28 protein-coding genes and 1 riboswitch are annotated in these 24,880 nt (G+C 56.1%); of the genes, 12 read left to right on the top strand and 16 right to left on the bottom strand.

Annotated features, from left to right (window positions below):
* Position 1: 1 nt before the first annotated feature.
* The 16 genes from JTI98_RS12870 to pduA are packed head-to-tail and all read right to left on the bottom strand — an operon-like array spanning position 2 to position 13,263.
* On the bottom strand, positions 2-1,357 hold the full coding sequence (locus JTI98_RS12870; RefSeq protein WP_216081339.1) for a 4Fe-4S dicluster domain-containing protein: 1,356 nt from the start codon (positions 1,355-1,357) through the stop codon (positions 2-4).
* Entirely contained in the window at positions 1,354-2,466 is a 1,113-nt protein-coding gene (locus tag JTI98_RS12875) for a 1-propanol dehydrogenase PduQ (RefSeq protein ID WP_090049526.1), read from the bottom strand. The genes JTI98_RS12870 and JTI98_RS12875 overlap by 4 nt, the downstream gene beginning before the upstream one ends.
* Before the next feature lie 10 nt (positions 2,467-2,476).
* Complete coding sequence (gene pduP, locus JTI98_RS12880; protein ID WP_216081340.1) at positions 2,477-3,862, bottom strand: CoA-acylating propionaldehyde dehydrogenase PduP; 1,386 nt, start codon at positions 3,860-3,862, stop codon at positions 2,477-2,479.
* Positions 3,859-4,866, bottom strand: a complete 1,008-nt coding sequence (gene pduO, locus JTI98_RS12885) for a two-domain cob(I)yrinic acid a,c-diamide adenosyltransferase PduO (RefSeq protein ID WP_058588250.1) — start codon at positions 4,864-4,866, stop codon at positions 3,859-3,861. Before pduO ends, pduP begins: the two co-directional genes overlap by 4 nt.
* Positions 4,867-4,875: 9 nt before the next feature.
* The gene (gene pduN / locus JTI98_RS12890) at positions 4,876-5,151 is read right to left on the bottom strand and encodes a propanediol utilization microcompartment protein PduN (protein WP_012906340.1); all 276 of its coding nucleotides are present in this window, start codon (positions 5,149-5,151) and stop codon (positions 4,876-4,878) included.
* 3 nt (positions 5,152-5,154) lie between these two features.
* Positions 5,155-5,646, bottom strand: a complete 492-nt coding sequence (gene pduM, locus JTI98_RS12895) for a microcompartment protein PduM (protein WP_216081341.1) — start codon at positions 5,644-5,646, stop codon at positions 5,155-5,157.
* A complete protein-coding gene (locus tag JTI98_RS12900) occupies positions 5,643-6,275 on the bottom strand; it encodes a phosphate propanoyltransferase (protein WP_216081342.1) in 633 nt (210 codons plus the stop codon). Before JTI98_RS12900 ends, pduM begins: the two co-directional genes overlap by 4 nt.
* Before the next feature lie 5 nt (positions 6,276-6,280).
* The gene (locus JTI98_RS12905; RefSeq protein ID WP_044257567.1) at positions 6,281-6,772 is read right to left on the bottom strand and encodes a BMC domain-containing protein; all 492 of its coding nucleotides are present in this window, start codon (positions 6,770-6,772) and stop codon (positions 6,281-6,283) included.
* Between the two features lie 23 nt (positions 6,773-6,795).
* Positions 6,796-7,071, bottom strand: a complete 276-nt coding sequence (pduJ, locus tag JTI98_RS12910; protein WP_042318188.1) for a propanediol utilization microcompartment protein PduJ — start codon at positions 7,069-7,071, stop codon at positions 6,796-6,798.
* Positions 7,064-7,441, bottom strand: a complete 378-nt coding sequence (locus JTI98_RS12915) for a glycerol dehydratase reactivase beta/small subunit family protein (RefSeq protein WP_216081343.1) — start codon at positions 7,439-7,441, stop codon at positions 7,064-7,066. Before JTI98_RS12915 ends, pduJ begins: the two co-directional genes overlap by 8 nt.
* Positions 7,431-9,263 carry a diol dehydratase reactivase subunit alpha gene (locus JTI98_RS12920; RefSeq protein WP_043000235.1) on the bottom strand — a complete coding sequence of 611 codons (1,833 nt, stop codon included), beginning with the start codon at positions 9,261-9,263 and terminating at the stop codon, positions 7,431-7,433. The genes JTI98_RS12915 and JTI98_RS12920 overlap by 11 nt, the downstream gene beginning before the upstream one ends.
* 9 nt (positions 9,264-9,272) lie before the next feature.
* Positions 9,273-9,794 (bottom strand): propanediol dehydratase small subunit PduE, encoded by a 522-nt coding sequence (gene pduE / locus JTI98_RS12925; RefSeq protein ID WP_043000236.1) that lies wholly within the window; start codon positions 9,792-9,794, stop codon positions 9,273-9,275.
* 13 nt (positions 9,795-9,807) lie between these two features.
* Complete coding sequence (gene pduD / locus JTI98_RS12930) at positions 9,808-10,476, bottom strand: propanediol dehydratase medium subunit PduD (RefSeq protein WP_043000237.1); 669 nt, start codon at positions 10,474-10,476, stop codon at positions 9,808-9,810.
* Between the two features lie 10 nt (positions 10,477-10,486).
* Positions 10,487-12,151: a propanediol dehydratase large subunit PduC gene (gene pduC, locus JTI98_RS12935; protein WP_042318193.1), complete on the bottom strand. Its 1,665-nt coding sequence runs from the start codon at positions 12,149-12,151 to the stop codon at positions 10,487-10,489.
* Between the two features lie 18 nt (positions 12,152-12,169).
* On the bottom strand, positions 12,170-12,982 hold the full coding sequence (gene pduB / locus JTI98_RS12940; RefSeq protein ID WP_043000238.1) for a propanediol utilization microcompartment protein PduB: 813 nt from the start codon (positions 12,980-12,982) through the stop codon (positions 12,170-12,172).
* On the bottom strand, positions 12,979-13,263 hold the full coding sequence (gene pduA / locus JTI98_RS12945) for a propanediol utilization microcompartment protein PduA (RefSeq protein ID WP_012906330.1): 285 nt from the start codon (positions 13,261-13,263) through the stop codon (positions 12,979-12,981). The genes pduB and pduA overlap by 4 nt, the downstream gene beginning before the upstream one ends.
* A 521-nt stretch (positions 13,264-13,784) precedes the next feature.
* Between pduA and pduF the strand changes: the two genes are divergently transcribed.
* From pduF to JTI98_RS13005, 12 genes are all read left to right on the top strand, one after another.
* Positions 13,785-14,594, top strand: a complete 810-nt coding sequence (gene pduF / locus JTI98_RS12950) for a propanediol diffusion facilitator PduF (protein WP_044326732.1) — start codon at positions 13,785-13,787, stop codon at positions 14,592-14,594.
* A 207-nt stretch (positions 14,595-14,801) separates the two neighbouring features.
* Positions 14,802-15,719, top strand: coding sequence for a regulatory protein PocR (gene pocR, locus JTI98_RS12955; protein ID WP_043000240.1), 918 nt, complete (start codon positions 14,802-14,804; stop codon positions 15,717-15,719).
* 302 nt (positions 15,720-16,021) lie between these two features.
* Positions 16,022-16,197, top strand: a riboswitch (cobalamin riboswitch).
* 88 nt (positions 16,198-16,285) lie between these two features.
* Complete coding sequence (locus JTI98_RS12960) at positions 16,286-17,665, top strand: cobyrinate a,c-diamide synthase (RefSeq protein WP_142765237.1); 1,380 nt, start codon at positions 16,286-16,288, stop codon at positions 17,663-17,665.
* Positions 17,662-18,621: an adenosylcobinamide-phosphate synthase CbiB gene (gene cbiB / locus JTI98_RS12965; RefSeq protein ID WP_216081344.1), complete on the top strand. Its 960-nt coding sequence runs from the start codon at positions 17,662-17,664 to the stop codon at positions 18,619-18,621. Before JTI98_RS12960 ends, cbiB begins: the two co-directional genes overlap by 4 nt.
* A 12-nt stretch (positions 18,622-18,633) precedes the next feature.
* A complete protein-coding gene (locus tag JTI98_RS12970) occupies positions 18,634-19,266 on the top strand; it encodes a cobalt-precorrin-8 methylmutase (protein ID WP_058588246.1) in 633 nt (210 codons plus the stop codon).
* The gene (gene cbiD, locus JTI98_RS12975) at positions 19,263-20,402 is read left to right on the top strand and encodes a cobalt-precorrin-5B (C(1))-methyltransferase CbiD (protein ID WP_043000244.1); all 1,140 of its coding nucleotides are present in this window, start codon (positions 19,263-19,265) and stop codon (positions 20,400-20,402) included. Before JTI98_RS12970 ends, cbiD begins: the two co-directional genes overlap by 4 nt.
* On the top strand, positions 20,396-21,001 hold the full coding sequence (locus JTI98_RS12980) for a cobalt-precorrin-7 (C(5))-methyltransferase (protein ID WP_043000245.1): 606 nt from the start codon (positions 20,396-20,398) through the stop codon (positions 20,999-21,001). Before cbiD ends, JTI98_RS12980 begins: the two co-directional genes overlap by 7 nt.
* The gene (locus JTI98_RS12985) at positions 20,991-21,560 is read left to right on the top strand and encodes a decarboxylating cobalt-precorrin-6B (C(15))-methyltransferase (protein WP_043000246.1); all 570 of its coding nucleotides are present in this window, start codon (positions 20,991-20,993) and stop codon (positions 21,558-21,560) included. The genes JTI98_RS12980 and JTI98_RS12985 overlap by 11 nt, the downstream gene beginning before the upstream one ends.
* Positions 21,553-22,326, top strand: coding sequence for a cobalt-precorrin-4 methyltransferase (locus JTI98_RS12990; RefSeq protein WP_043000247.1), 774 nt, complete (start codon positions 21,553-21,555; stop codon positions 22,324-22,326). The genes JTI98_RS12985 and JTI98_RS12990 overlap by 8 nt, the downstream gene beginning before the upstream one ends.
* Positions 22,307-23,362 carry a cobalt-precorrin 5A hydrolase gene (cbiG, locus tag JTI98_RS12995; protein WP_044326738.1) on the top strand — a complete coding sequence of 352 codons (1,056 nt, stop codon included), beginning with the start codon at positions 22,307-22,309 and terminating at the stop codon, positions 23,360-23,362. Before JTI98_RS12990 ends, cbiG begins: the two co-directional genes overlap by 20 nt.
* Entirely contained in the window at positions 23,362-24,087 is a 726-nt protein-coding gene (locus JTI98_RS13000; RefSeq protein ID WP_042318211.1) for a precorrin-3B C(17)-methyltransferase, read from the top strand. The genes cbiG and JTI98_RS13000 overlap by 1 nt, the downstream gene beginning before the upstream one ends.
* On the top strand, positions 24,084-24,869 hold the full coding sequence (locus tag JTI98_RS13005) for a cobalt-precorrin-6A reductase (protein WP_044257574.1): 786 nt from the start codon (positions 24,084-24,086) through the stop codon (positions 24,867-24,869). Before JTI98_RS13000 ends, JTI98_RS13005 begins: the two co-directional genes overlap by 4 nt.
* The last annotated feature ends 11 nt before the right edge of the window (positions 24,870-24,880 follow it).

Genomic DNA, 24,880 nt, shown 5'->3' on the forward strand with positions numbered 1-24,880 from the left:
GTTAACCTCTTACAACGATGATGGCCTGATCTGTTACCTCACAGACAATGCCGTCAATACTGGCGTGAACAGGCGCGCCGAGCGCACCTTGCGGAATTTCAGCGACGCACTGACCACGCGCGACACGCTCGCCTTTCTGAACGCAGGGCACCGCGCTGGCGCCGATGTGCTGGCGCAACTGCAGCGTCGTTCTCTCAACAACGGGCTCGCTGTCGACTAACGGCGCTTCCCGATACCACGGTGTCAGCCCCAGTTTGGCGATGAGTCGTTTTACCGGCACCAGACGGTATTTCGCCATCTCATCCGCCGGGTTGAGCGGCCCCTCGTAGCGCTGATTCTGTGCACGTAGCTCGCGCTTCAGCATCCGGTTAATCCGCATAGGTGAAATACCTACCGGGCAGGCCACACTTTCACAGACGTTACATTCAGAACAGGTGAGGGCGCTGAGCAACAGCTGTGGCGTGGCGGCCTGATGGAAATTGACTGCGCGCACCAGCAGATGCGGAGAGAGCTCGTGACCGATGAGATGCCTCGGGCAGAGATCGGTACACAGGCGACACTGTTCACAGACTGTTCTCGCCACCGACAGCACGGTGCGCTCATCCTGCATACGTCGCTGAATCAGTGGATGTGTTTTCGGCAAAACCAGCAGTCCGCCGGTGGTTTTCGTGACCGGCGCGTCCAGTGACGTCACCAGGCTTCCCATCATCGGTCCGCCGTTGATAAACCCGGGAGCGTCGATGGTCGCGCCGCCAGCCATCTCCAGCACGTCGCGTAAGGACATACCGATGGGGACGGTCACGGTCTGTGGACGAGCAACGGCGCCGTTGATAGTGAGCGTGCGGCGCGTCACCGGATAGTGCTGTTCGACCGCGCGGGCGATATTCAGTACGGTTTGTACGTTATTGACCACCACGCCCACGCTGACCGGCAGCGCAGCGGGGGGAACGCGGCGACCCGTCGCCATCCAGATGGTCAGTACTTCATCGCCTGCTGGATAAACATCAGGCAGAATGTGCAGTCTGATCGCCGGAGGTAAAAGCGGCGTCAGGGCGGTAATCGCTGGCTGGTACTTCTCTTTCAGGGCGATGATCCCTTCGCAGGCGCCGGTGGCCTTCATTGCATACTGTACGCCGCGAATCAGACGCGCTGCCTGCTGCGCCATGAGTTGCTGATCGACTTTCAGCATCGGCTCGCATTCGGCTGCATTGACGAGGAAAATGTCCACCTGAGCCTGGAGTTTGACATACGTCGGAAAACCGGCACCACCAGCCCCCACAATGCCTGCCGCACGAACGCGTTCAACGAGCGTCGGCGCATCCAGGGCGTCTGGTTTATCATTCAGGGCGGTATTCATAACAATTCCTCAAGCAGTTCCTGAATGGCCCCGACATCCGCCGCTCTGGGGTTGGTTTTCAGCGTCACGTCTGCCAGCGCGGCTTGAACCATTGCCGGAATGCGCGCTGACCAGTTCTGTTTTTGTTCTTTAAGCGCCACGCCAAGGGTTGGGATAGCACACGCTTTTTTCAGTTGCTCGATGTGCTGCACCAGCGCGTTCACGCTCGCCGTTTCATTGGCGCTGTCAGTACATAAATGACAGGCCTTCGCGAACCGGGCGTAACGTTTAGCCGCTCGCGGATCGTGCGCGTTGAAGCGGATCACCGACGCCAGCAGCAGGGCATTCGCCAGACCGTGTGGTAAATGGAACTGACCTCCTAATTGGTGGGCGATGGCGTGGTTCAGCCCCAGTCCTGCCTGGCTGAAGGCCATCCCTGCCAGCGTAGAGGCGTTGTGCATTTTGCCGCGTGTAGCGAGGCAGTCGCCTTTACGGACCGCGACAGGCAGATACTGAAAGACTATCTGAGCGGCTTTTTCCGCGAGTGCGTCGGTAAAGTCACTGGCGCGCGTGGACACATAGGCTTCCAGCGCGTGCGTCAACACATCCATTCCGGTATTGGCGGTAATGGCGGGTGGGACGCTGACGACCAGCATCGGATCAAGGATCGCCATGTCCGGGTAGAGCGCGTTATTGAACAGCGGATATTTAATGCCTTTCTCCGGATCGCTTATCACGCAAGCGCTGGTCACTTCCGATCCGGTTCCGCTGGTGGTTGGGATCGCCACACAGGTTTCAATATCAATATCAAATTGACGACTGAACCAGACAATGGCTTTCGCAGCATCCAGCGCGGAGCCGCCGCCGAAACCAATCACCACGTCGGGGCGCAGGGACTGCATTTGTGCAATCCCCTGAACGACGGTTCCGATAGTGGGGTCGGGCGTAATCTCACTGAAGACGCTGATCCGGTTATCTGCCGGTATCGCCTCGCGAAGCGTATCAATCAGCGGCGAACGGGCGAGAAAACCATCGCAGATAATCCAGATGTGCTTGTTCGTAAAGCGGCCAAGCACTTTCAGGCTTCCAGGGCCGCTGTACAAACGGGTTTGTAGTGAAAAAGTATTCATCACAACCTCATTAGCGGATTGAGAAACCGTTAGTCAGCACACAGCGACGGGAGCGGGCAAACGTGCGTGCCGATGTTGTCCCTTCACCCGTCGGCGTGGCGATGGTGAAGGTGGTAAACCCTTCGCCGCCGACGCCAATCCCCGCATAGGAGGGGCCGTTTTTAACGAAAATGGAGGTCTGCAGCGTTCGCGCCGCAAGGTTCAGGCGAGAGACATTCTGCGAATGCATAATGGCGGTGTGGTGTAATCCTTCTTCCACTTTCAGCGCCAGCGACAACGCGGCGTCAAAATCTTTCACCTTCACCACGGGCAGCATCGGCATTAACTGCTCGCTGGTTACCCAACTGTCGTCGGCGCTGACGACGCCAATCAGCAGGCGTGGCGCTTTTGCCGGGAGCGGAATACCGGCGGCTTCAAGCATAGCGCAAGGGCTTTTACCGACCAGTTTTTTATTGGCTACACCCTCTGGCAGACAGGTTGCACGCAGCTTCTCTGTCTCGGCTGGACTTAACAACAGCGCGCCGAAACTTTGCATCTGCTGAATCAGTTGTTCAGCGACGGATTCCACCACTATCAGGCTTTTTTCCGCGATGCACGGCAGGTTGTAGTCAAACGACGCGCCGTTGATAATATCTTCCGCTGCTTTCACCAGATCGGCCGTCTCATCGACGATGCAAGGAGGATTCCCCGCGCCTGCACCAATCACTTTTTTTCCGCTCTTCATACCCATTGCCACAATGCCCGGACCGCCGGTAATCGCCAGCACGGCAATTTTCGGGTGCGCCATCATCTGCTGGGTGGCTTCAAACGTCGGTTCGGCAACGGTCACCACCAGATTGCGAATGCCGCAGCGACGAAACGCAATATCTTCAATCATGGCGATAAGTTTCAGTGACACGTCCTTAGCACCCGGATGCGGGCTGAAATAGACGCTGTTGCCCGCCGCCAGCATGCTGATGCTGTTGTTAATAATGGTTTCTGTCGGGTTAGTGCTGGGCGCAACGGAACCAATCACGCCGAACGGCGAATACTCAAACAGCACCATGCCGCCGTCGCCAGTGAGTGCCGTGGTGGTCAGATCTTCAATACCCGGCGTATTGTCCAGCGCCGCTTTGTTTTTGAGGAATTTGTCCTCTTTGTTACCCATTCCGGTTTCCGCAGCGCTCTCTGCCGCCAGCGTAGCCAGTTGTGGCGCCAGCTCTTCCCGGATAGCGCTAATAATGGCGCTGCGCGTTTTTAATGGTGATTGCTGATAACGCAAGAACGCCTGGTGGGCAGCATCGACAGCTTCACCAACAGACTGAAAGATGCCGTTCCCTTTGATTTCAGTTTTTGCGGGAGCCAGTTGCTCGCTCAAAATAGTGCGGATGAGGGTTTCCAGTTCGGTCGTATTCATTGATGTGTTCTCACGTTTATTGCCGCAATGGCAGCCTGTGCAATGTCCATGTCCTGTTCAACGCTTCCACCGCTGATACCAAGACCCCCAATAAGCAATCCATCACGCCATAGCGCGTAGCCGCCGCCAAAAGTGACGACTTTTCCCTGCATATGACTTTCCAGCCCATATAGCGGCGCGCCGGGCTGAACTACTGACGCAAGTTCGTGCGTCGCGGTTTTCATCGCCACCGCAGTCCAGGCTTTTTTCGGTGCCAGTTCACTGCTGACCAGCAGGGCATCCGGCATCCGCCAGGTGACGGCTTCGGTGCCGTTAGCATCAACAATGCTGATGACCACCGGGACGTTTAAGACTTGCGCTCGCTCGACGGCGGCGCGTGTTAACTGGTGAAGATCGCCAAAGGAGAGCGACATCGTAGATTCCTTTTTGACAGGGGCGTGACCCGCTGCCAGATAGCGCTTCGTCACTTCCCGGATAATGGTGTCCTGATGGGCGTCGTGATCTTCCGCGCGCGCCAGTGCATACAAGCAGTCTGACAGGCGGTTGATATAGCGCATCAGCACATGCCTGACGGTGACCTCGGCCGCGAGTTCCACCAGACGGCGTTCGGCCCGGCGCGCCAGAGTGCGGGCAAAATGCAGGCGGCTTGCGGCTTCGCAACGGCCAGGCAAAATGAAACTGTGCAAGGGGGCGACGCGTCCCATCGCGGTGTCGATAGCCGCTTCCAGTGCGGCAATTTCCTCAGAGCTGATATAGCGCTGATCCGCAGACGGCTGCTCGCTTTCGCTGGCAAGTTCAGCGCTGAACCAGAAAATTTGTAACTGAATGGCCTCCAGCAGCGCGCGATGCTGCGCGCTATGGGTGGCGCAGACGCACAGACTCAGCGCCGCGTTAAGCTCATCGAGCGTGCCATACGCTTCCACGCGGGGGTGCGTTTTACTGACGCGCTGTCCGGTAAAGAGCGCGGTTGTGCCTGCATCACCTGTGCGGGTATAAATCGCCATAACTCCCCCTTACCGAGAAAGCGTGTCGACAATGCCGACAACGGCCAGATCGATGGCCTCATTCGGCCCGGAAAAAACATGTCTGGCGCTGGAACCACTACTCAGGAGCACCAGTTCGCCAACGCCTGCGCCGACGGAGTCAACGGCGACTTCATCACCTGCCGTTGGGTTCGCCGGCAATTCACCGTCGGCACTCACGCGGCGTACCAGCAGAAGTTTTTTTCCGACCAACGAGGGCGATTTTTGCGTGGATACCACCGCGCCTGTAACACGTGCCAGATGCATGGTTCACTCCTGCTTCATCAATTGGATGTGGCGCGAGCTCGCGGTCTCGCGAGCCAGCGCGGTAACAACACATTTGCGATGCAGCACCAGCAACCCTGCAGGTAACGGGGCAACATCGGCATAACTTAACAGTCGGGTGGGGTGCAGCATGATAGGCTGCTCCTGTTCGTCACAGAGAATCAGCGGCAGTCGGGCCAGTTTTTTTACCGGCACGGCGGGCAGTAACCGACGTTGCACTGAGAGTTGCACCCGCAGGCCAAATGCCAGCGCCTCATGGATCATGACGGCGGCGGCATGTGACGAATCGTTGTTGGCGATCTGCTCCAGCAGGGGCAGATCGACCTGTAAAATATGCACAGAGGCATACTGAGAAAACAGGGCGCGGGACGGTGTTTCCCGCAGTTGCGCGACGCTCAGCGTGACGGCGCTTTGCGCGCGACGTTGCAGGCGGGAGACCACCTCCTCGACGATGCGCTGCAACAGATCGCCGTTCATCGCTTAGTCACCAGTGTGACGAAAGCATTGGGATCATCTGCCCCGGCGGCATTGGCCTCGTCCGTATCAATATGCATCTCCAGACGCATGTCGGGGGAAACGCGTACCGCAACGTTATCGAAGATCAGCCGACGATCGGTGCCCTCAATAGCGACACTGACGCTATCGCCGTGAGCAACGCGCAGGATCAGCGCATCCAGCGGCGACATGTGAATGTGGCGCTGGGCGACGATCACCCCGGAGGTGAGTTCGAGTTCGCCAAAGGGACTCACGAGGCGAATACCCGGCGTACCTTTGAGATTTCCGGACATCCGCAACGGCGCGGCGATGCCTAGTGTCCTGGCATCCGTGCGCGAAATCTCCACCTGGCTGGTGCTACGCAGCGGCCCCAGCAGGCGGACATTTTTCAGTTGACCTTTTGGTCCCACTAACGTGACGGTTTGGTCAGCCGCATACTGTCCCGGTTGCAGAAGCCCTTTTTTTTCACTAATCGGATGTCCCGGAAATAGACGGGCATAATCCTCAGCGTTAAGGTGGATATGACGGTTGGAAACGCCCAGTGGAATGGGGCGATCCCGTAATTCATTCAGCACTTTGCTGACCGTCGTTTCCAGAAGTTGCTTATCCATTACGCTTAACCTCGTTTACCTGAATGCAGGCAGAGCGACCGGGGTTCGCCTTTCTGGCGCTTACAGGCCGGGTCCAGACACAAATTGCAGCTGATGATCCCGTCTTCAGGCGCCGCTTCCGGTGCAGACTCTTCTACAACGACTTCAGTTTCAGGTTCTTCGATGGGGGCTGGCACGGATTCCGGTGCAGACACCGTTGCGGGTGCCGGCACAGGTGCCGGAGTGGCAGCCATCGCGCGAGAAAGAATGCCCTCGCCGGGTCTGGCGATCACTTTATGCGCGACCAGGCCATCTTGCTGTTCAGCGAGATGAGCACCGGTGATAATGGCAGACTGTACTGATGCCACATCACCGGTGATCTTGATCACCGTCCAGCCTGAACCGTTGGTTTTTTCAAGGCCAACCAGCGTGATGGAAGCCGCTTTCGCCATGGCATCTGCGCAACAGATGGCTAATGCCAGACCACTAACTTCGAGTAATCCCAGTGATTGCTTCACGCTGTGCTCCTTTTCGATAATGCTCAGGCCGATTTCGGTAAAATAGCCTCAACGTCGCTGTGCGGACGCGGGATAACGTGGCTGGATTTCACCTCACCCACGACGCTTGCTGCCGCGCAGCCTGCATCAACGGCGGCTTTAACGGCGCCGACGTCACCGCGAACCATGACGGTCACCAGGCCGGAGCCGATTTTTTCGTAACCGACCAGTTGCACGTTGGCGGATTTCACCATGGCATCTGCGGCTTCAATCGCGCCGACCAACCCTTTTGTTTCAACCAGACCCAGTGCGTTATTCATACTGCAATTCTCCTGTGGATTTAGCATTGAGATCCCGGAAGGGGATCCCTTTGACTAACCTTGCCGCGTTGTTTCCAGTACTTCGCCGGTCAAGGCTGTTTTGGCGATACGTCAGCGTAAAAAGCGGCGCTGAAGTGGGTAAATTCTTGTAGTGCACGACCAGGGTTTCTTCATTGCAGGCGATGCCGACCAGCAGCGGAGACTGGCGGGCCGCCTGCCATGCGCTCTGAACGACTTCTCCCGCCGCCTGGTTTTGAATCACAAACGGAATGCCTTCTTCTTCAATGCCGAGCAGCACCTCTTTCCAGACTGAAAGGCAGTCGCCGATAGTCGAAATCACAATGGCAGGCGTGGTGACGCTACTGTCCATGGGCAAACTCCTTATGCCAGGAGAGGATGAGCCCCGTCGCCACTGCGTTTCGCGGGCCTTCGGTGCCGCGAATGTTTCCGCGTCCGGCCACCAGGCGATAATGCGCCAGGGCGTCCGTCACCAGTTGCGGCACTTCAAAGTCCAGCGAGGAGCCACCGACCAGAACGACAAACGGAATATCGCGGATATTGCCCGTCGGGCTAACCTGTCGCAGTGCGCGCAGGGCGTTGGTGACAAACACGCGCTCTTTGGCGCTGCGGCGAATGGCGCGAACTTTCTCCAGCGCGAGATCGCCGGGCAGGGGCACCAGTTCATCCGGCTTGACCACACAGACGCGGGCAAACACCGCAGGGGGAAGTGGCGTCGGGAAGAATTGAACGCTACCGTCTTCGTGGCGCAGATGGAAAAGGCTTTCGACTTTGGCTAACGGATACTTTTTGATCTCTTCCGCCAGATAGCGGTCATCAAGTCCCAGCTCCCGGGCGATGATCATGGTAACCATGTCGCCAGCCCCGGCGAGGTGGGTGGCGATAATTTCGCCTTTGGGATTGATAATGGAGGCGTCGGTCGAGCCCGCGCCTAAATCCAGAATCGCCAGCGGACGCGTGGTACCTGGCGTGGTGAGCGCGCCCAGGATTGCCGCTTCGGCTTCTGCTCCGCCAACCTGTACATCCACGTTCAGCTTTTCTTTGATTTCGCTGGCGATCATTGCCATCTGCAGACGGTCTGATTTCACCATCGAGGCGATACCGACAGCCTGCTCAAGAGAAAACTCACCGGCCAGTCCACCGGTGACACTGACCGGAACGGAGGTATCTACGGCCAGTAAATCCTGGATAAAAATTTCGTTGCTTGGCTTATTGGTCAGTTCCGCCATTGTCTGGCGAACGTGTTCCAGCATACCGCCAATATTGGTACCCGCTTCACCGGTAACGTTGTCCAGTTTCGGGCATTCGCCAACTGCTTTCATAATGGCATCGGCGCCTGCCGCGACATCAACGCGTAGCGTACGTCCCTGTGACTGCAGTTCAATGTTTCCGGCAGGAATGGCGCGTGCTTTAACATCGCCTGACGGGGTTTTCACCACCACGGCGGAACGGTTGCCAATCAGCGCTCGCGCCATCGGGACAATGTTTTTGGTCTCGTCCGCATTGAGATTAAACACCGTCGCGATGCCATAAGGATTTGACAGCGTTTCGATGACTTTACCGGGCACGGCGACCTCAATGGCGGCCAGCATTCCGAGCGGGATACGGTCGATGTACAGCACTTCGTCAACGATGGGCAGGGGTTTTTCCAGTCGGTTACTGACCAGAACGCCATCGTCCTGTTGCAAAATGACACCGGTTAACTGGTAACCGGCACGGACAGAGGCGTTAATCATGGTGGCGACATCAGCGAAATCGAAAGCAGATGACACCACCAGAATTAACGGGGTATCCGCCGGTCGGGTGAGTAACTCTTCCGGCGTGATAGTGATCCCCACACCCAGACCGACGCCGCCCGGTGTTTTCGGGTTATGACCGATCATGGTGGATTCGGTGATGATGGTTTCCGTGATGGTTTCCATCGCGACATCACCAATCACCGGGGTGGCTTCGTTGATACGGATAAGCGAGATATCGCTGACATTGATGCCTGCACGGTTAGCCGCAAGCGTGAGCGCCTCCTGAATCCCAAACACATTACGCAATGTGCCTTTTATCCCGGTGGTTTCTGCCAGCGCGCTACCGGTAATGGTGAGCGCGCCAGTGTCATCCAGCGTCGCCAGCGCGACTTCTGTGGATGAGTTGCCGATATCAATGCCAGCTATATATCTCATGACCTTTCCTTAGTCGTCGCCTTTCAGCTTCTTACGCTCGACGTACAACACCGCCGCTTCACGAACAAACGCGGCGCAGATTTTGGCCTGATAGCGGTTTTCAAGATCGTCCGCGATCGCGAGCAGTTCTTCTTTCGTTGAACGATAAGGACGCAGGGCGTTATAGATCTCGAGAATGCGATCGTCCGGCACCGCCGTCAGTTCTGCGGCGCGCTCAAAGTTCATCGCCAGGCGGTCACGTCCGGCATCTTTGGCAATAGCCGCCTGAATGCGCAGCGTTTCCGGTGTGATACGCATATCCTGTGCGGTCACTTTGTTGCTCAGAACGTTTTCGAGGGTGAATTCATCCAGCGTTTTGTTGGTAGCCGTTTTAACCCACTCAGGGTGCTTACTGGCGAGCGGATAGTCGGTCACTTTGGCGGTCTGGGTCGTAGTGCCCGAAGCTGCTGCCGGGGCAGATGTGTCGCCCTGCAGGCTGTTCATGCGGCTCAACACATCCCGAACCATCGATTCAATTGCATCGGTATTCATAAAGGGATCCTTATTAAAGCGCCACGCGCAGTTCCTGCGGGTTTTTGCCCGTCACGACGTACTTCGTCTCTTTAATGTGCAAGATGGCGGATTTAGCCTGATATTTCGGGCGCGCCATCTGGTCGTTCAGCGTCGGGACCGGCTGCGGTGATTCACGCTTGGCATAACGCGCGGCGTTTTTACCAATCTGGCGATAGGTTTCCAGCGTCAGCAGCGGAGCCTGCGGGAACAGCTCCAGGTTGGACAGCGGCGGCAGTCCCTGTTGATGGATGACCGTCGTGCCTTTTGACTGGATGCCGATAGAGATGCCGGAACCACTCAGACGGTTACCCTCAACGGCCACGAACGCCACGTCGGATGATTTAAAGCAGCGAATTACACGCGCTTTAATACCTTCCTCTTCAATCCCGGCAATCACTTCGCGCAGAATGTTTTTATGAGGCAGACCGACGATGTTCACGGTCTGAGAGAGGCCAAACGCCGGGCCGACCGCAATAATCACTTCATCCTGTTGCGTGCCCTGTTTCGCCTCGCCAATTTCCGTCAGGAAACTGTCACCGGCCGGTGCAGCAGGCGCTGTTGACGTTCCCGGTGCACGAAATGAGACGGGCTTATCGCTGGTCTGCATTTCGGACAGCACGTCTTCGATAATCTGGCGCAGCAATTTTTCATTAATTTCCATTGTTCACCCCTTAGCCAAGCTCGTTGGGATCAAGTGCGCCAGGGATGTTTTTAATTTCTTCCCAGCGTTCGCCTTGCAGGCGATAACCTGTTGCCGGACCGGCATAATCGTTGACGTCATTGACGGCAGAGAGCACTTGTCCATCGCCGACGATGATGGCGGAGGTATGCAGATAGTCCCCGGTTAACTTGGCCTTCTGGATGTTGAGCATGTCCTGCGCGACATCGGTAAAGCCGCCCTGAGCCAGCGCTTTCACCACTTCCAGACCGTTGCGGTTCTTATTGATGATTTCCTGCGCAAACTTGATGTCCTCAACGATGTTACGTTCAGGCATATCTTTCGAACCGTGGGCGTAGGTTGCGGCTTCAACTTCTTCATCCGTAATGGGCGGCAGCCCCATGCCAGCGAAAACCGCCTGCAGAGCGCGCGCTGCTTTGTTACGAATGGCGATAACGTCTTCTTCACGTACCGGACGCAGACCTCCGTCCACTTTCAGGTCGCGCTGGATAACGTTGTAGTCATCAAAGTCTTCCGCATCTTCGTTGGAGCCCGCGAACATGTTGTCGTAGTTCGGCACGGCGGAATAACCGGAAGAGATAAAGTCGGTCCCCGGCAGGAACTGCATCAGCAGACGCGCGGTACGACGCATATCGGAGTGGGTAAAGGTCTGGTCGTTACTGGAGGCGCATTCCAGATCCAGCGAGGAACAGATCAGGTTTTCTGCCAGTACCGCACGAATTCCTGATGGCACTGCGGACGGAACGCCGATGCAGCTTACGGAGCCGTTTTGCAGACCCTGTACGCCTGCCGCTTTGGTGATGTAAATGCAGCGCGCTTCGAGATACAGCATGGATTTGCCCTCGGCATAACCCATCTGTACTTCAGAACCTGAACCGGAAGTGAAGCGCATTTTCAACCCACGCGAAGCGTAAGAAGAGGCGAGGAAACCTTTTGACCACGGCGTGTCGTCGCCGTCAGTAAAGACCGGTTCGGTACCGTAGACGGAAATGGTTTCGGCGTAGCAGGTGTGTCCCAGCATACCGAGCTTCAGTTCGGTTGCCTCTTCCAGTGAACACTGGGTTAACACGCCGGGGCGGCCCACCTGGGAACCGACGAGCAGTGCAATGGCGTTGAACGGAGCATAACGCGCCACGGCTACTGTGGTCTCTTGCTCGTCAAATCCGCGCCATGCGCCTTCTGCGGCGTCGGCTGCAATCTGTACCGGGTTATCTTTGACGTTGGTGACGTGCGCCTGTTGGGATGGCGTGCGACGCGCGCGCATCTTTTGCATCGCCATCATCATCTCAACCACGTTCATGTGCGAAACCACTTCGACAATTTTTGCCGGGGTCATCGCCGTGGTCAGTGGCACAATGTCGCGACGTTTTACGTTAGGATCGCACAGCATGTTAGCGAGTTTAACGGAGTCCATCGCCATCACTTCTTCTGCGCGCGCCAGGTTGATGCCGTAACGGGCAATGAAGTGGTCAATCAGGTCAAACTGGCTGACCGATTTGCCATCGAGTTCGGTGACGGCGCCGTTAACGATTTTAATCGACGGCTTGGGATCGTTCGGGCTTTCCATCGCAATGAAGCCTTCTTCGATCCACTCCTTAACGAATCCGTCCTGATTGACAGGGCGTTTCGCCAGTGCTTCAAATCTTTTCGATCTCATGAATGAGCCTCACGGAGTTCAGATATAGGACGGGCGATCGTTTTTCGGTTCAGCACCGAGGGTCGCAAGAACGGTTTTACCGATTTCTCGCGCTGAGATAACCGCCTGACGCACTGCGCCAGAATCGCCGGAGATCACCAGGATCGCTTCGTTACTGAAGCTGGTGCCATGTGCCGGAGAGCTGTAGGCCACAACTTCAACGTTCGCGGCTTTCAGGGCGGTATCTGCCATTAACACGCCGACGGAAGCCGGAGCACCCACAATCACGCCGCAGGCACGGCCAACCGGCGCACCAAACGCTTTTTCCAGCGCGTAACTGGCGCGAGCGGTGTACTGCAGTTCGATATGTCCGGCTTCGTTGCCATACACATCACCAAAGGTGCGATCGAGTTCTTTCAGCGCCACTTCAATTCCGCGCTTAACGTCGGAAACGTCGTTACCGCCGATAATGATGAGAGAACCGTGACCCGCGCCGCCTTTGGTATCGCGAGGGAGTTCAATGCTTACCACTTCGGTATTGGTGGCTTTGACCGCTTCGTCTGCCGCCATAATGTGCGGACCCGCGCCGGTACGCGCGCCCAGGATGCCAATGGAGCGATAGCGCTTCTCAAGCTTCATTGCTTCCAACAGGGCACTGTCTACGTTTGCAATCACCAGACCTACGGTGTCGCCAATCGCGGTGCCAACAAATTCCGTTAAACTGCAGCTCTTCTCTGCCATAGCCGTCTCTCGTTTTGGATGGGTTTTATCAGGGATACCCGCTTGATCAGGCGTTGCCACACGGGCAATGACCTGCGCCATGATCTGTTCAACCAGTTCATTGCTGCTCATGGGTTAATTCCCTTCGGTAAGATTTTTTCAACATCGGTATGAGGGCGTGGAATCACGTGTACGGCTTTCACTTCTCCCACGTTGCGCGCAGCAGCAGCGCCAGCATCGGTCGCCGCTTTTACGGCACCGACATCACCGCGGACGATGACGGTTACCAGCCCTGAGCCAATTTTTTCGTAGCCGACCAACATGACATTGGCTGACTTCACCATGGCATCTGCGGCCTCTATGGCTGCAGTTAAGCCTTTGGTTTCTACCATTCCTAATGCTTCTTGTTGCATAAAGACCTCGCCTGGGTTGTCCCGATATTCATGACTATAAAAAGAAGCGAGGAAAAAGAATGGCTGACTTGAAAGTCTGGGTGAAAAATTAGTGGGCTGTGAATGTGACAAACTTGCTTTGTTGTATTTTATCTATTTGTTTTTATTGGTTTTGTTATTTTTTATTAATGTGATATTTTGGCTTTTGCTATTCCATATTTACATTTTAGAGAGTGACAAGGTTAATTTAATTTGCTATGCGGAAAATCCAATTTGTGACATTGATTGGAAAAGGAAAATCTTCAAATAACCAATTTTTGCTATCACGAATCGTCCTGTCTAATTACATTCAGGCACTCTACACGCTGTCTTTGAATAAATAGATGGCAAGAAATTGCTATAACAACACGATTTTTCCAGGTCTGAGAATGCGCAGTTTGCCAACAATTTTCAGCGGCCTCTTCCTATAGTAGTATCGTTGTACTCTACGACCAGCAAGGGTCCGCTGGTAAGGACACGAACGCTTCTAAGAAGGTGTCACAATGAATGATTCACTGAAAGCGCAATGCATTGCCGAGTTTTTGGGTACCGGATTGTTTTTGTTTTTTGGTATCGGCTGCCTTAGCGCACTGAAAGTCGCAGGCGCCAGTCTGGGTCTCTGGGAAATTTGTATTATTTGGGGTCTGGGTATTTCGCTTGCGGTTTATCTGACGGCGGGAATTTCCGGAGCGCATCTGAACCCGGCCATCACGGTTGCACTCTGGTTATTTGCCTGCTTCCCGGGACGTAAAGTTCTGCCTTACACCATCGCACAGGTTGCGGGGGCATTTGGTGGCGCGGTGCTGGCTTATCTGCTTTACGGCAATTTATTCACCGAGTATGAAACTGCCCACAACATGGTTCGTGGCAGCGCAGATAGCCTCTATCTGGCCAGTATTTTCAGTACCTATCCGGCGGCCGCACTGAGCGTGTGGCAGGCGGCTGGGGTCGAAATCGTCATCACCTCTATCCTGATGGGGTTGATCATGGCGCTGACCGATGATGGTAACGGTGTGCCTAAAGGGCCACTGGCACCGCTGCTGATCGGTATTCTGGTGGCGGTGATTGGGGCATCCACAGGCCCATTAACCGGCTTTGCCATGAACCCGGCGCGTGATTTTGGTCCTAAGCTGTTCGCCTGGATGGCAGGTTGGGGAGATATTGCGATGACTGGCGGACGCGATATTCCGTACTTTATTGTGCCGATTATTGCGCCATTGATTGGTGCATGTGCGGGCGCGGCTATCTATAAGTACCTTATCGGTAAAAATTTGCCCTGTAATACGTGTAAAATCGAAGAGACGGACGCGTAATTTTGGCTGGCGTGGCTAATATCACGTCTTTAATTTCTTTTTCGTGATCTGCTTTCACGAACTGACTAAAAAGTCTCCCCACCCAGGGAGACTTTTGTTATTGTCCCTTGTGCTTTCTGTCATTTACATACAAGGATGGGGATGATAAGAAGTAAATGTAAAATTTATGTTTTCATTATAACAATGGATTAACTGAGGGATTTTATCATGATTTCTGCGAGCACCCTGAACTCAGAACTCATTAATAAAATCGCACAGGATTTTGCGCAAGCGACCAGCCTGGCTGTTGTGGTTGTCAATATTCACGGTGATGAGATTTCTGAGCTGTTTAATTTCACACCTTTTTGCCAACTGATGCGTCAGCATCCGCAACACAGTACCCGGTGTCGTATGAGCGATCGCTGTGGGGGACTGGAAGCGTCAAAATCGGATCAACCCTGTATCTATCGCTGCCATGCCGGGCTTACCGATTTCTCTATTCCTCTCGTGATCGCAGGCCATCTTGTTGGATTCGTTCTGTGCGGCCAGGTGCGTTTACGTAACGATGATGGTGCCGATCTGCTCGATATCATGAAGGTTGACGATCGCTGGCAGGCCGATCCTGAACTGCTCAATGAGTTCAGTAATGTCCCGGAAATGGACTATTCTCGCGTGATGGCCTCGGCGGATCTGCTCAAACTCATTGTTGAAAACTGCCTCAAGAAGCAACTCAATTTTGTGGTGATCAAAGACAGCACGCAACCTGCTGAGCCTTCACGCCCGACCCGCGCCGCCAGCCCTCATGACAGCAAAATGAAAAAGGCGTTACGCTATATTGATGCCCACTTGTCAGACGATCTTCGCCTTGAAGATGTGGCCTCGCACGTATATCTGAGTCCATACTACTTCAGCAAACTGTTCAAAAAATATCAGGGCATTGGTTTTAACGCGTGGGTCAATCAACAGCGCATGGCCAGTGCCAGAGAGCTGCTTTGTCACAGTGACTGGAGCATTGCCAGTATTGCCCGCAATTTAGGTTTTTCGCAAACCAGCTATTTTTGCAAAGTGTTCCGTCAGACTTATCAGGTTACGCCGCAGGCCTATCGGCAAAAAATAAATGAAAACTTGCCTGCAGAATCGGCATAAATAGCAATATTTTGCTATTGCCGATTTTTGATATTCCCGCGTAATCCGGTCATTTATAATGGTTAAGTGTTTTTAGTACAGCAATAAATTGTCATAGCGCAATAAAATATCGCTCTTTGCGGAATAAACTTCACCAGTTTTTATTTCTGTGATGAGATACAGTGTCATTGTTAAGAGGTTTCATTATTCTCTTGCATGACATTTCATTCAGAATTGTATTATTGCGGCGTTTTTTGTTGATAAAAAATGCGTAACGAATAAGTAACGAAAAGTATTGTTGTGATGAGGAGAATTCATTCTGTTCATCATTTAAGCCGACAGGTTTGACACATTTGTGTCTGGGAAGGGGGTGAAAATCCCCCGCAGCCCCCGCTGCTGTGATGCTGACAACCCCGTGAAGACCACTGATCGCAAGATTGGGAAGGACGGGCGAGGACGACGCTAAGCCAGAAGACCAGCCTGTCGGATACTACCAACAACTTCGGTGGGAAGTGGGTTGCTCAGATGCGTACAGTCGGAAGACTGGGTGTCAGTACATCCCTACCACCCTGAACAGGATCAGGGTCATGGCGGCAAAGCAGTACGCGTTTGTTCTGGCAGGTACCGGTAGCGGCTGTGGTAAAACCACAGTGACGCTGGGCTTGCTAAACGTGATGAAACAACGTGGTTTACGCGTCCAGCCCTGCAAAGTCGGCCCTGATTACCTTGACACCGCCTGGCATACGGCCATCAGCGGTACCGCCTCCCGCAACCTCGACAGTTTTATGCTCCCCGAGCCGGTGCTTAATGCGCTGTTCCGCGAACAGATGCAGGATGCAGATATTGCAGTGATCGAAGGGGTGATGGGGCTGTACGACGGTTACGGTACAGATCCTGATTATTGCAGTACCGCCGCGATGGCCAAGCAGTTGGGCTGTCCGGTCATTCTGCTGGTTGACGGGAAAGCCGTTTCTACTTCCATTGCCGCCACGGTGATGGGCTTCCAGCATTTCGACCCGACGCTGAACATTGCCGGCGTCATCGTTAACCGCGTCAACAGTGAGTCCCATTTCCAGTTGCTGAAAACCGCTATCGAGCACTACTGCGCTGTGCCGGTGCTGGGTTACGTCCCGCGCGTTGACGGCGTCGCGCTACCCGAACGGCATCTGGGATTGGTGACCGCGCGTGAGTCCGTCGTCAATCAACAATCGTGGCAGGATTTCGCCGCCCGGCTGGAAAGTACACTGGATATCGATCGGTTGCTGGCGTTAAGCCACCTTCAGGCATTGCCGCCAGGCGAATGGCCTGAACGTCCTGCGCCCAACGCCGGAGAAGGACTGACGCTGGCGATGGCTGATGATGAGGCCTTTAATTTTTATTATCCCGATAACGTGGCGCTGCTGGCGCGTACCGGCGTCAACATTGTGCGCTTCAGCCCGCTCCACGATCGCGAATTACCCGATTGTCAAATGGTCTGGCTGGGCGGCGGTTATCCGGAACTGCACGCGTCCGCGCTGGCGGCCAATACTACTATGCTGACAAGCCTGCGCGAGGCGCATCAGCGCGGTGTCGCCATTTATGCCGAATGCGGCGGATTAATGTACCTCGGCAGCCTGCTGGAAGATGCCGACGGGGTTGAGCATCGCATGGCCGATATCCTTCCCGGTCGCAGCAAAATGGGTAAACGGCTAACCCGCTTTGGCTATTGTGAAGCGCAGGCTTTGCAGCCCATGCTGCTGGCCGCGGAAGGCGATGTGCTGCGCGGTCATGAATTCCATTACTCCGATTTTTCCCCTGAAACCCCCGCTGTGCTGGCTTGCCGTAAAGTCCGTGACGGTCAGACGGTGCAGGCGTGGTCCGGTGGCTGGCGAACGGGCAACACCTTCGCCAGCTACCTGCACGTTCACTTTGCTCAGCGTCCATTAATGCTTAATCACTGGCTGAATGCCGCGCGGGAGGCGTTATGACGCTACTGGCATGGTGTGTGGCCTGGCTTCTCGATGTCGTGATTGGCGACCCACCATACTGGCCGCATCCGGTGCGCTGGATAGGCAATCTGATCACTGCCGTGCAGCGGATTATTCGCCGCTACTGCCACAGCGACCGGGCGTTACGCATGGGTGGTGGGGTGATGTGGCTGGTGGTTGTCGGCTTGACGTGGGCGGTTGCCTGGGGCGTGTTACACCTGGCGGCGTGGATTCATCCATGGCTCGGTTGGGTCGTTGAAGTCTGGATGATTTTCACCGTGCTGGCGGGGCGCTGTCTGGCAACGGCGGCGCAAGAGGTTGAGCGCCCGCTGCGCGAAGGTAACCTTGCACAAAGCCGCGAAAAGCTCTCGTGGATTGTGGGGCGCGACACATCGCAACTTCAGCCAGAACAGATCAACCGGGCGGTCGTGGAAACCGTGGCGGAGAATACGGTTGACGGCATTATCGCGCCGCTGTTCTTCCTCTTAATTGGCGGCGCGCCGATGGCGATGGCCTACAAAGCGGTGAACACCCTGGATTCCATGGTGGGTTATAAACACGAAAAATACCGGGCGATTGGCATGGTCAGTGCTCGCCTGGACGACGTCGCGAACTACATTCCTGCACGGCTGAGCTGGCTGCTGCTGAGCGCGGCAGCGGTGTTGTGCCGTCGTGACGGCGCCCGGGCGCTCTGTGTGGGCTGGCGGGATCGCTATAACCACAGCAGCCCGAACTGTGCCTGGGCGGAGGCTTCCGTTGCCGGTGCGTTGGGCATTCGACTGGGCGGCCCGAATGATTACTTTGGCGAGCGCGTTGAAAAACCGTGGATCGGCGACGCGCAGCGCACTATTTCCATAGATGACATTTCCCAAACGATTCGACTGATGTGGGTTGCCTCAACGCTGGCTCTGGTGCTGTTCCTTGTGACGCGCTGGCTGGTAGTGGGTGTGGCCTGAGGATAAATGACAATGCAATACATCCAGCAACCCCAGGCGATTGAAGCCAAAAGTTTTGACATCATTGGCGAGATCATTCATGAAACGCGCCCGGAGTACCAGTTTGCCAGTCCGCTACATGAAGCCATCATCAAACGGGTGATTCATACCACCGCTGACTTCGACTGGCTGGATATTCTCTGGTTTTCGGATGATGCGCTGGAACAACTTTGTGCGGCGCTGAGCCGCCCGACGGTTATCTATACCGACACCACCATGGCGCTTTCGGGGATCAATAAAACCCTGCTGGCGAAGACGGGGGGCGAGTGTCGCTGCTATATCAGCGATCCGCGCGTGGTAGCGCAAGCGAAAGCGCAGGGTATCACTCGCTCAATGGCGGCTGTCGACATTGCCGTGACGGAAGAAGGCGAAAAAGTGTTTGTCTTTGGCAACGCGCCCACTGCGCTGTTTCGCCTGTTGGAAAAAGATGTAGCGGTAAGCGGCGTGGTGGGCGTGCCGGTGGGATTTGTCGGCGCGGCGGAATCCAAAGAGGCGCTGACGCACAGCCAGTTGCCCGCCATTGCCGCCCTCGGACGCAAAGGCGGCAGTAACGTTGCGGCGGCGATCGTGAACGCCATGCTGTATTACATGCAGGGGGCGCGATGAGCGATCAGTCTTTCGACGCGCCCGTCTGGCATAACGGCAAAGCGCTGCGCAAAGGTTATACCACTGGATCGTGCGCCACGGCGGCGGCAAAAGTCGCCGCGCTGATGGTGTTGCGTCAGCATCTGATCCATCAGGTATCGATTGTCACACCTTCCGGCGTCACTCTGTGTCTGAACGTGGAATCTCCACACATTGAAGGACAGCAGGCCATTGCCGCGATCCGTAAAGATGGTGGCGATGATGTCGACGCCACCCACGGGATGTTGATTTTCGCCCGCGTCACGCTGAATGACAGCGGTGAAATTGTCCTGTCCGGGGGCGAAGGCGTCGGCACCGTCACCCGCAAGGGGATTGGTCTGCCTGTCGGCAGCGCGGCAATTAATCGCACCCCGCGTCACACCATTGAGTCCGCCGTGCGTGAGGCGATAGGCCCGGTACGCGGGGCGGAAATCGAAATATTTGCCCCGGAAGGCGAAGAACGAGCGCAAAAAACCTACAACTCGCGTCTCGGTATTCTTGGCGGAATTTCCATTATTGGCACCACCGGTATTGTGACCCCCATGTCCGAAGAGAGCTGGAAGCGGTCGTTATCGCTGGAGCTGGAAATCAAACGTGCCGCCGGACTGGAGCGGGTAGTTCTGGTGCCGGGTAATCATGGTGAGCGTTTCGTCCGCGAACAGATGGGCATCGATACCAACGTGGTGGTCACCATGAGCAACTTTGTCGGCTACATGATTGAAGAGGCGGTGCGGCTGGGATTTCGCCAGGTCGTGCTCGTCGGTCATCCTGGGAAATTGATCAAAATTGCTGCCGGGATCTTCCATACCCACAGCCACATAGCCGATGCGCGAATGGAAACGCTGGTGGCGCATCTGGCGCTGCTCGGCGCGCCGCGGGAGTTGCTGACGCTGGTAAGCGATTGCGACACCACTGAAGCGGCAATGGAGCACATCGACGCGTTCGGCTTTCAGCACCTCTACAACCATCTTGCTGAACGCATCTGTCAGCGCGTGATGCAGATGCTGCGCTTTACCAAAACCCCGCCGACCTGCGACGCGATCATGTTTTCGTTTGATAACCAGGTTCTGGGTAGCAACCGCCCCGTCGACGCTATCGCCCGGGAGATGCAATGCTGACGGTCGTGGGGATGGGGCCAGCCGGTCTGCACCTGATGACGCCGGCGGCGCGCGCGGCGGTTGATGAGGCCGATGTGCTGGTCGGCGGTAAGCGCCATTTGCAGCAGTTCCCGGACTTTCGCGGCGAGCAGTTTGCGCTGGGCGCCAACATTCCCGAACTGCTGGCATGGATTGCGGCGCATCAGGATAAGCGGGTGGTGGTTCTGGCTTCCGGCGATCCGCTGTTTTACGGCATCGGTACGCGGATGGTGGCGCATTTTGGCGTTGCGCAGGTACGCATCATTCCAGGTATCAGTGCGGTGCAGTATCTGTGCGCGCAGTCGGGAATCGACATGAATGACATGTGGCTCACCAGTAGCCACGGGCGCAGCGTCTGTTTCGATACGCTGGCGCAGCATAACAAGGTGGCAATGGTCACTGACGGTCAGTGCGGGCCGCGTGACATTGCTGCACAACTGGTTGCACGAGGAAAGGGCGATCGCTGGATGGTGATTGGCGAAAACCTGGCGATGGAAAACGAACGGATCCACTGGCTGCGCGTCAGCGAGGTCCATGCCGAATATGAGATGAATGCAGTGGTGATCCTTGATGAAAGATGAGCTTTTCCTGCGTGGTGAGAAGGTGCCGATGACCAAAGAAGCGGTACGTGCGCTCGCTCTCGCAAAACTTGAACTGCACCGGGCCAGTCACCTGATTGATATCGGGGCCGGAACCGGCAGTGTGTCCATCGAAGCCGCGCTACAGTTTCCGTCGCTACACATTACGGCTATTGAGCGCAATCCGGCGGCGCTGCGTTTACTCGACGAAAACCGGCAGCATTTCGCCTGCGCGAATATCGATATTCTGCCTGGTGAAGCGCCAATGATGATGACCGAGAAAGCCGATGCCGTCTTTATGGGTGGCAGTGGGGGACATCTTACAGAACTGATCGACTGGTCTATGCGCCAGTTGCACGTTGGTGGACGCCTGGTGATGACCTTCATCCTACAGGAAAACCTCAACACCGCACTGGCACATCTGCAACAGCGCGGTGTGCAGGACGTGGACTGCCTGCAAATGCAGATTTCGTCGCTGACCACGCTGGGCGCGGGTCACTATTTCAAACCGAACAATCCCGTTTTTGTCATCGCCTGCCAGAAGGAAGAACGCCATGTCTGAGACATTTGATCCCCGTTGTGTGTGGTTTGTCGGCGCAGGTCCGGGTGACCGGGAGCTGATTACGCTTAAGGGTTACCGGCTGTTGCAACAGGCGCAGGTGGTGATTTATGCCGGATCGCTGATTAACACTGAGTTGCTGGAGTATTGCCCGGAGGGCGCGGAGTGCCACGACAGTGCGGAACTGCACCTTGAGCAAATCCTCACCCTGATGGAAGAGGGGGTGAAGGCCGGAAAAACGGTAGTGCGCCTGCAAACCGGCGACGTGTCGCTGTATGGCTCGGTGCGCGAACAGGGGGAAGAACTGACCAAACGTGGTATCCCCTGGCAGGTGGTGCCGGGGGTCAGCGCTTTCCTCGGCGCGGCGGCGGAGCTGGGGGTTGAGTACACCGTGCCGGAAGTCTCGCAAAGCCTGATTATTACGCGACTCGAAGGCCGCACGCCGGTGCCAGAACGTGAACAACTGGAATCGTTCGCCAGCCACCAGACCTCAATGGCGATTTATCTCTCCGTCCAGCGTATCAACCGGGTTGCGGAACGGTTGATTGAGGGCGGTTACCCGGCGACCACACCGGTGGCCGTGATCTACAAAGCGACCTGGCCGGAAAGTCAAACCGTGCGTGGCACGCTGGCGGATATCGCCGATAAAGTGCGCGACGCCGGGATCCGCAAAACGGCGCTCATCCTGGTCGGGAATTTCCTCGGAGATGAGTATCACTACTCCAGACTCTATGCCGCGGACTTTAGCCATGAATACCGTAAAGCCTGAATCAATCGCGCTGTTTTGCCTGACGCCCGGAGGTGTAATGCTGGCTAAACGGCTGGCAGCGATGTTACCGCTGACCTGTTTTACCAGTGAAAAATTGCTGGAGGACGGTTTCTTACCGTTCGACGGCGGGTTCGCCCACGCCGCGCGCGACGCGTTTTCGAACTATTCCGCGCTGATTTTTATCGGGGCGACCGGTATCGCGGTGCGCGTGCTGGCCCCGCTGGTGAATGACAAGTTCAGCGATCCGGCGGTGGTGGTGATCGACGAGCGCGGCCAGCATGTGATCAGCCTGCTTTCCGGCCATGCGGGCGGCGCGAACGCGCTGACCCGTTATCTCGCCGGCATGCTGGGCGCCGATCCGGTGATTACCACTGCCACCGATGTCAATGAGATGGCGGCACTGGACACCCTCGCGTTTCAGCTCAACGCCCGTATGACCGACTTTCGCACCGCAGTAAAAGCGGTGAATCAGATGCTGGTGAGCAACCAGCGCGTGGGACTGTGGTGGGATGAAGAACTGGATGAAGACGTCCGCCACTGCGATCGCCGTGGGTTCATTACCGTTACCGATCTCCAGCAATTGCCTGAACTGGATGCGCTGGTGTGCGTCACGTTACGTAACGAATTGCCGGATATTCCGGTTCAACACTGGAAACTGGTGCCACAACGGGTGGTCGCTGGCATTGGCTGTCGTCGCGATACGCCGTTCCCACTACTGGCTGCGCTGCTGGCGCGTCAGCTTGAAGCGCAGCGCTTTGATCCGCTGGCGCTGAAAGCCATCGGCAGCGTGTCGCTCAAGAAAGACGAAGAGGGGCTGATCCAGCTTGCCTCCTGTTGGCGTGTGCCGTTTGAAACCTTTACCGCTGACGCGCTGCGTGAGCATGAACATCACTTTCCGGCTTCGCCGTTTGTTCGCCAGACGGTCGGCGTCGGAAGCGTCTCGGGTCCGGCAGCATGGCTGCTGAGTCATGGGCAATTGACCGGCGAAACCTTGCGTGAGCAGGGCGTCACTATCACTTTGGGAGTTTCACACTGATGTTAACCGTAATCGGAATCGGCCCCGGCTCACAGGCCATGATGACCATGGAAGCCGTTGAGGCCCTGCAGGCGGCAGAAATTATTGTGGGTTACAAAACCTACACTCACCTCGTCAAAGCGTTTACCGGTGACAAGCAGGTGATCAAAACCGGCATGTGCAAAGAGATCGAGCGCTGCCATGCGGCGATTGAACTGGCGCAGGCCGGACACAACGTGGCGCTGATCAGCAGCGGTGACGCCGGTATTTACGGTATGGCGGGGCTGGTGCTGGAGCTGGTCAGCAAACAGAAACTGGACGTTGAAGTGCGCCTGATCCCGGGGATGACTGCCAGTATCGCGGCGGCGTCGCTGCTCGGCGCACCGCTGATGCACGATTTTTGTCACATCAGTTTAAGCGATTTACTTACGCCGTGGCCGGTTATCGAAAAACGTATTATCGCCGCCGGAGAAGCGGACTTCGTCATCTGCTTCTACAACCCGCGCAGCCGGGGCCGTGAGGGACATCTGGCGCGCGCATTTGAACTGCTTTCCGCCAGTAAGAGCGGGCAAACGCCGGTGGGAGTGGTGAAATCTGCCGGGCGTAAAAAGCAGGAAAAATGGCTGACTACGCTGGGCGAGATGGATTTTGAACCGGTGGATATGACCAGTCTGGTGATCGTCGGTAACAAAGCGACTTATGTGCAGGACGGTCTGATGATCACGCCACGAGGTTACGTGCTGTGAGTTTTGGTGAGGTTCTGGTCATGGGCGGCACCAGCGATGCCCGTGCGCTGTGCCAGCAACTGGATGCCGCCAATGTGGCTTACACCCTGTCGGTGGCGACGCCGACCGGGAAACAACTGGCTGGCGATATCAAGGGGCAGGTGCGCTGTGGTCGGCTCGAGCAGGATGAAATGGTGAACTGGCTGAAGGAGAACGGAACGCGATGGGTGATCGATGCTTCGCACCCGTATGCCGAAGTGGTGAGCCGCAATATTCTGTGCGCCTGCGAGCGGGCTGGCGTGCTGCTGAGCCGCTACCAGCGCCCGGAACAGCTTAGTGAACTGACGCATCCGCTGCTCTTCACTGTACAGAGCATTGCCGAGGCGTGTGACGTTGCACGACGTTTTGGCGAGCGCGTACTGCTGACCACCGGAAGTAAAGATCTGGCGCTGTGGCGCGCGGGGTTGCCGGAAAAAACGCTGCTCGCCCGCGTGTTGCCCGTCCCCGAGGTGATTCAACAGTGCGCCGATCTGGGCTTTGGCGTAGGCGAGACGTTCGCGCTGTGCGGGCCGTTCAGCGCTGAATTTAACGCTGCGTTTTATCGTCAGTGTCAGGCTGACGTCGTGATAACCAAGGCTTCTGGCGCAGAGGGCGGTTATCAGGAAAAGGTTCAACCCTGTCTGGATGCAGGTATTCCCTGCATCGTGATTACCCGCCCGGCGCCGCTGGTGACGGGAGATGAGTTACTGGAAAGTCAGGCCGCATTTGCGCAACGTTTGGCGCGCTGGCTGGCCGCTGCTTAAGGAATCAGAAA

Origin of the sequence: Citrobacter sp. MGH 55 (assembly GCF_016906145.1) — a bacterium.
Taxonomy (GTDB): Bacteria; Pseudomonadota; Gammaproteobacteria; order Enterobacterales; family Enterobacteriaceae; genus Citrobacter_A; species Citrobacter_A amalonaticus.

Bases quoted from the DNA above. Each gene is read 5' to 3' on its own strand.
- JTI98_RS12870 (WP_216081339.1), bottom strand. From the start codon at position 1,357: ATGAATACCGCCCTGAATGATAAACCAGACGCCCTGGATGCGCCGACG.
- JTI98_RS12875 (WP_090049526.1), bottom strand. From the start codon at position 2,466: ATGAATACTTTTTCACTACAAACCCGTTTGTACAGCGGCCCTGGAAGC.
- pduP (WP_216081340.1), bottom strand. From the start codon at position 3,862: ATGAATACGACCGAACTGGAAACCCTCATCCGCACTATTTTGAGCGAG.
- pduO (WP_058588250.1), bottom strand. From the start codon at position 4,866: ATGGCGATTTATACCCGCACAGGTGATGCAGGCACAACCGCGCTCTTT.
- pduN (WP_012906340.1), bottom strand. From the start codon at position 5,151: ATGCATCTGGCACGTGTTACAGGCGCGGTGGTATCCACGCAAAAATCG.
- pduM (WP_216081341.1), bottom strand. From the start codon at position 5,646: ATGAACGGCGATCTGTTGCAGCGCATCGTCGAGGAGGTGGTCTCCCGC.
- JTI98_RS12900 (WP_216081342.1), bottom strand. From the start codon at position 6,275: ATGGATAAGCAACTTCTGGAAACGACGGTCAGCAAAGTGCTGAATGAA.
- pduJ (WP_042318188.1), bottom strand. From the start codon at position 7,071: ATGAATAACGCACTGGGTCTGGTTGAAACAAAAGGGTTGGTCGGCGCG.
- JTI98_RS12915 (WP_216081343.1), bottom strand. From the start codon at position 7,441: ATGGACAGTAGCGTCACCACGCCTGCCATTGTGATTTCGACTATCGGC.
- JTI98_RS12920 (WP_043000235.1), bottom strand. From the start codon at position 9,263: ATGAGATATATAGCTGGCATTGATATCGGCAACTCATCCACAGAAGTC.
- pduE (WP_043000236.1), bottom strand. From the start codon at position 9,794: ATGAATACCGATGCAATTGAATCGATGGTTCGGGATGTGTTGAGCCGC.
- pduD (WP_043000237.1), bottom strand. From the start codon at position 10,476: ATGGAAATTAATGAAAAATTGCTGCGCCAGATTATCGAAGACGTGCTG.
- pduC (WP_042318193.1), bottom strand. From the start codon at position 12,151: ATGAGATCGAAAAGATTTGAAGCACTGGCGAAACGCCCTGTCAATCAG.
- pduB (WP_043000238.1), bottom strand. From the start codon at position 12,982: ATGAGCAGCAATGAACTGGTTGAACAGATCATGGCGCAGGTCATTGCC.
- pduA (WP_012906330.1), bottom strand. From the start codon at position 13,263: ATGCAACAAGAAGCATTAGGAATGGTAGAAACCAAAGGCTTAACTGCA.
- pduF (WP_044326732.1), top strand. From the start codon at position 13,785: ATGAATGATTCACTGAAAGCGCAATGCATTGCCGAGTTTTTGGGTACC.
- pocR (WP_043000240.1), top strand. From the start codon at position 14,802: ATGATTTCTGCGAGCACCCTGAACTCAGAACTCATTAATAAAATCGCA.
- JTI98_RS12960 (WP_142765237.1), top strand. From the start codon at position 16,286: ATGGCGGCAAAGCAGTACGCGTTTGTTCTGGCAGGTACCGGTAGCGGC.
- cbiB (WP_216081344.1), top strand. From the start codon at position 17,662: ATGACGCTACTGGCATGGTGTGTGGCCTGGCTTCTCGATGTCGTGATT.
- JTI98_RS12970 (WP_058588246.1), top strand. From the start codon at position 18,634: ATGCAATACATCCAGCAACCCCAGGCGATTGAAGCCAAAAGTTTTGAC.
- cbiD (WP_043000244.1), top strand. From the start codon at position 19,263: ATGAGCGATCAGTCTTTCGACGCGCCCGTCTGGCATAACGGCAAAGCG.
- JTI98_RS12980 (WP_043000245.1), top strand. From the start codon at position 20,396: ATGCTGACGGTCGTGGGGATGGGGCCAGCCGGTCTGCACCTGATGACG.
- JTI98_RS12985 (WP_043000246.1), top strand. From the start codon at position 20,991: ATGAAAGATGAGCTTTTCCTGCGTGGTGAGAAGGTGCCGATGACCAAA.
- JTI98_RS12990 (WP_043000247.1), top strand. From the start codon at position 21,553: ATGTCTGAGACATTTGATCCCCGTTGTGTGTGGTTTGTCGGCGCAGGT.
- cbiG (WP_044326738.1), top strand. From the start codon at position 22,307: ATGAATACCGTAAAGCCTGAATCAATCGCGCTGTTTTGCCTGACGCCC.
- JTI98_RS13000 (WP_042318211.1), top strand. From the start codon at position 23,362: ATGTTAACCGTAATCGGAATCGGCCCCGGCTCACAGGCCATGATGACC.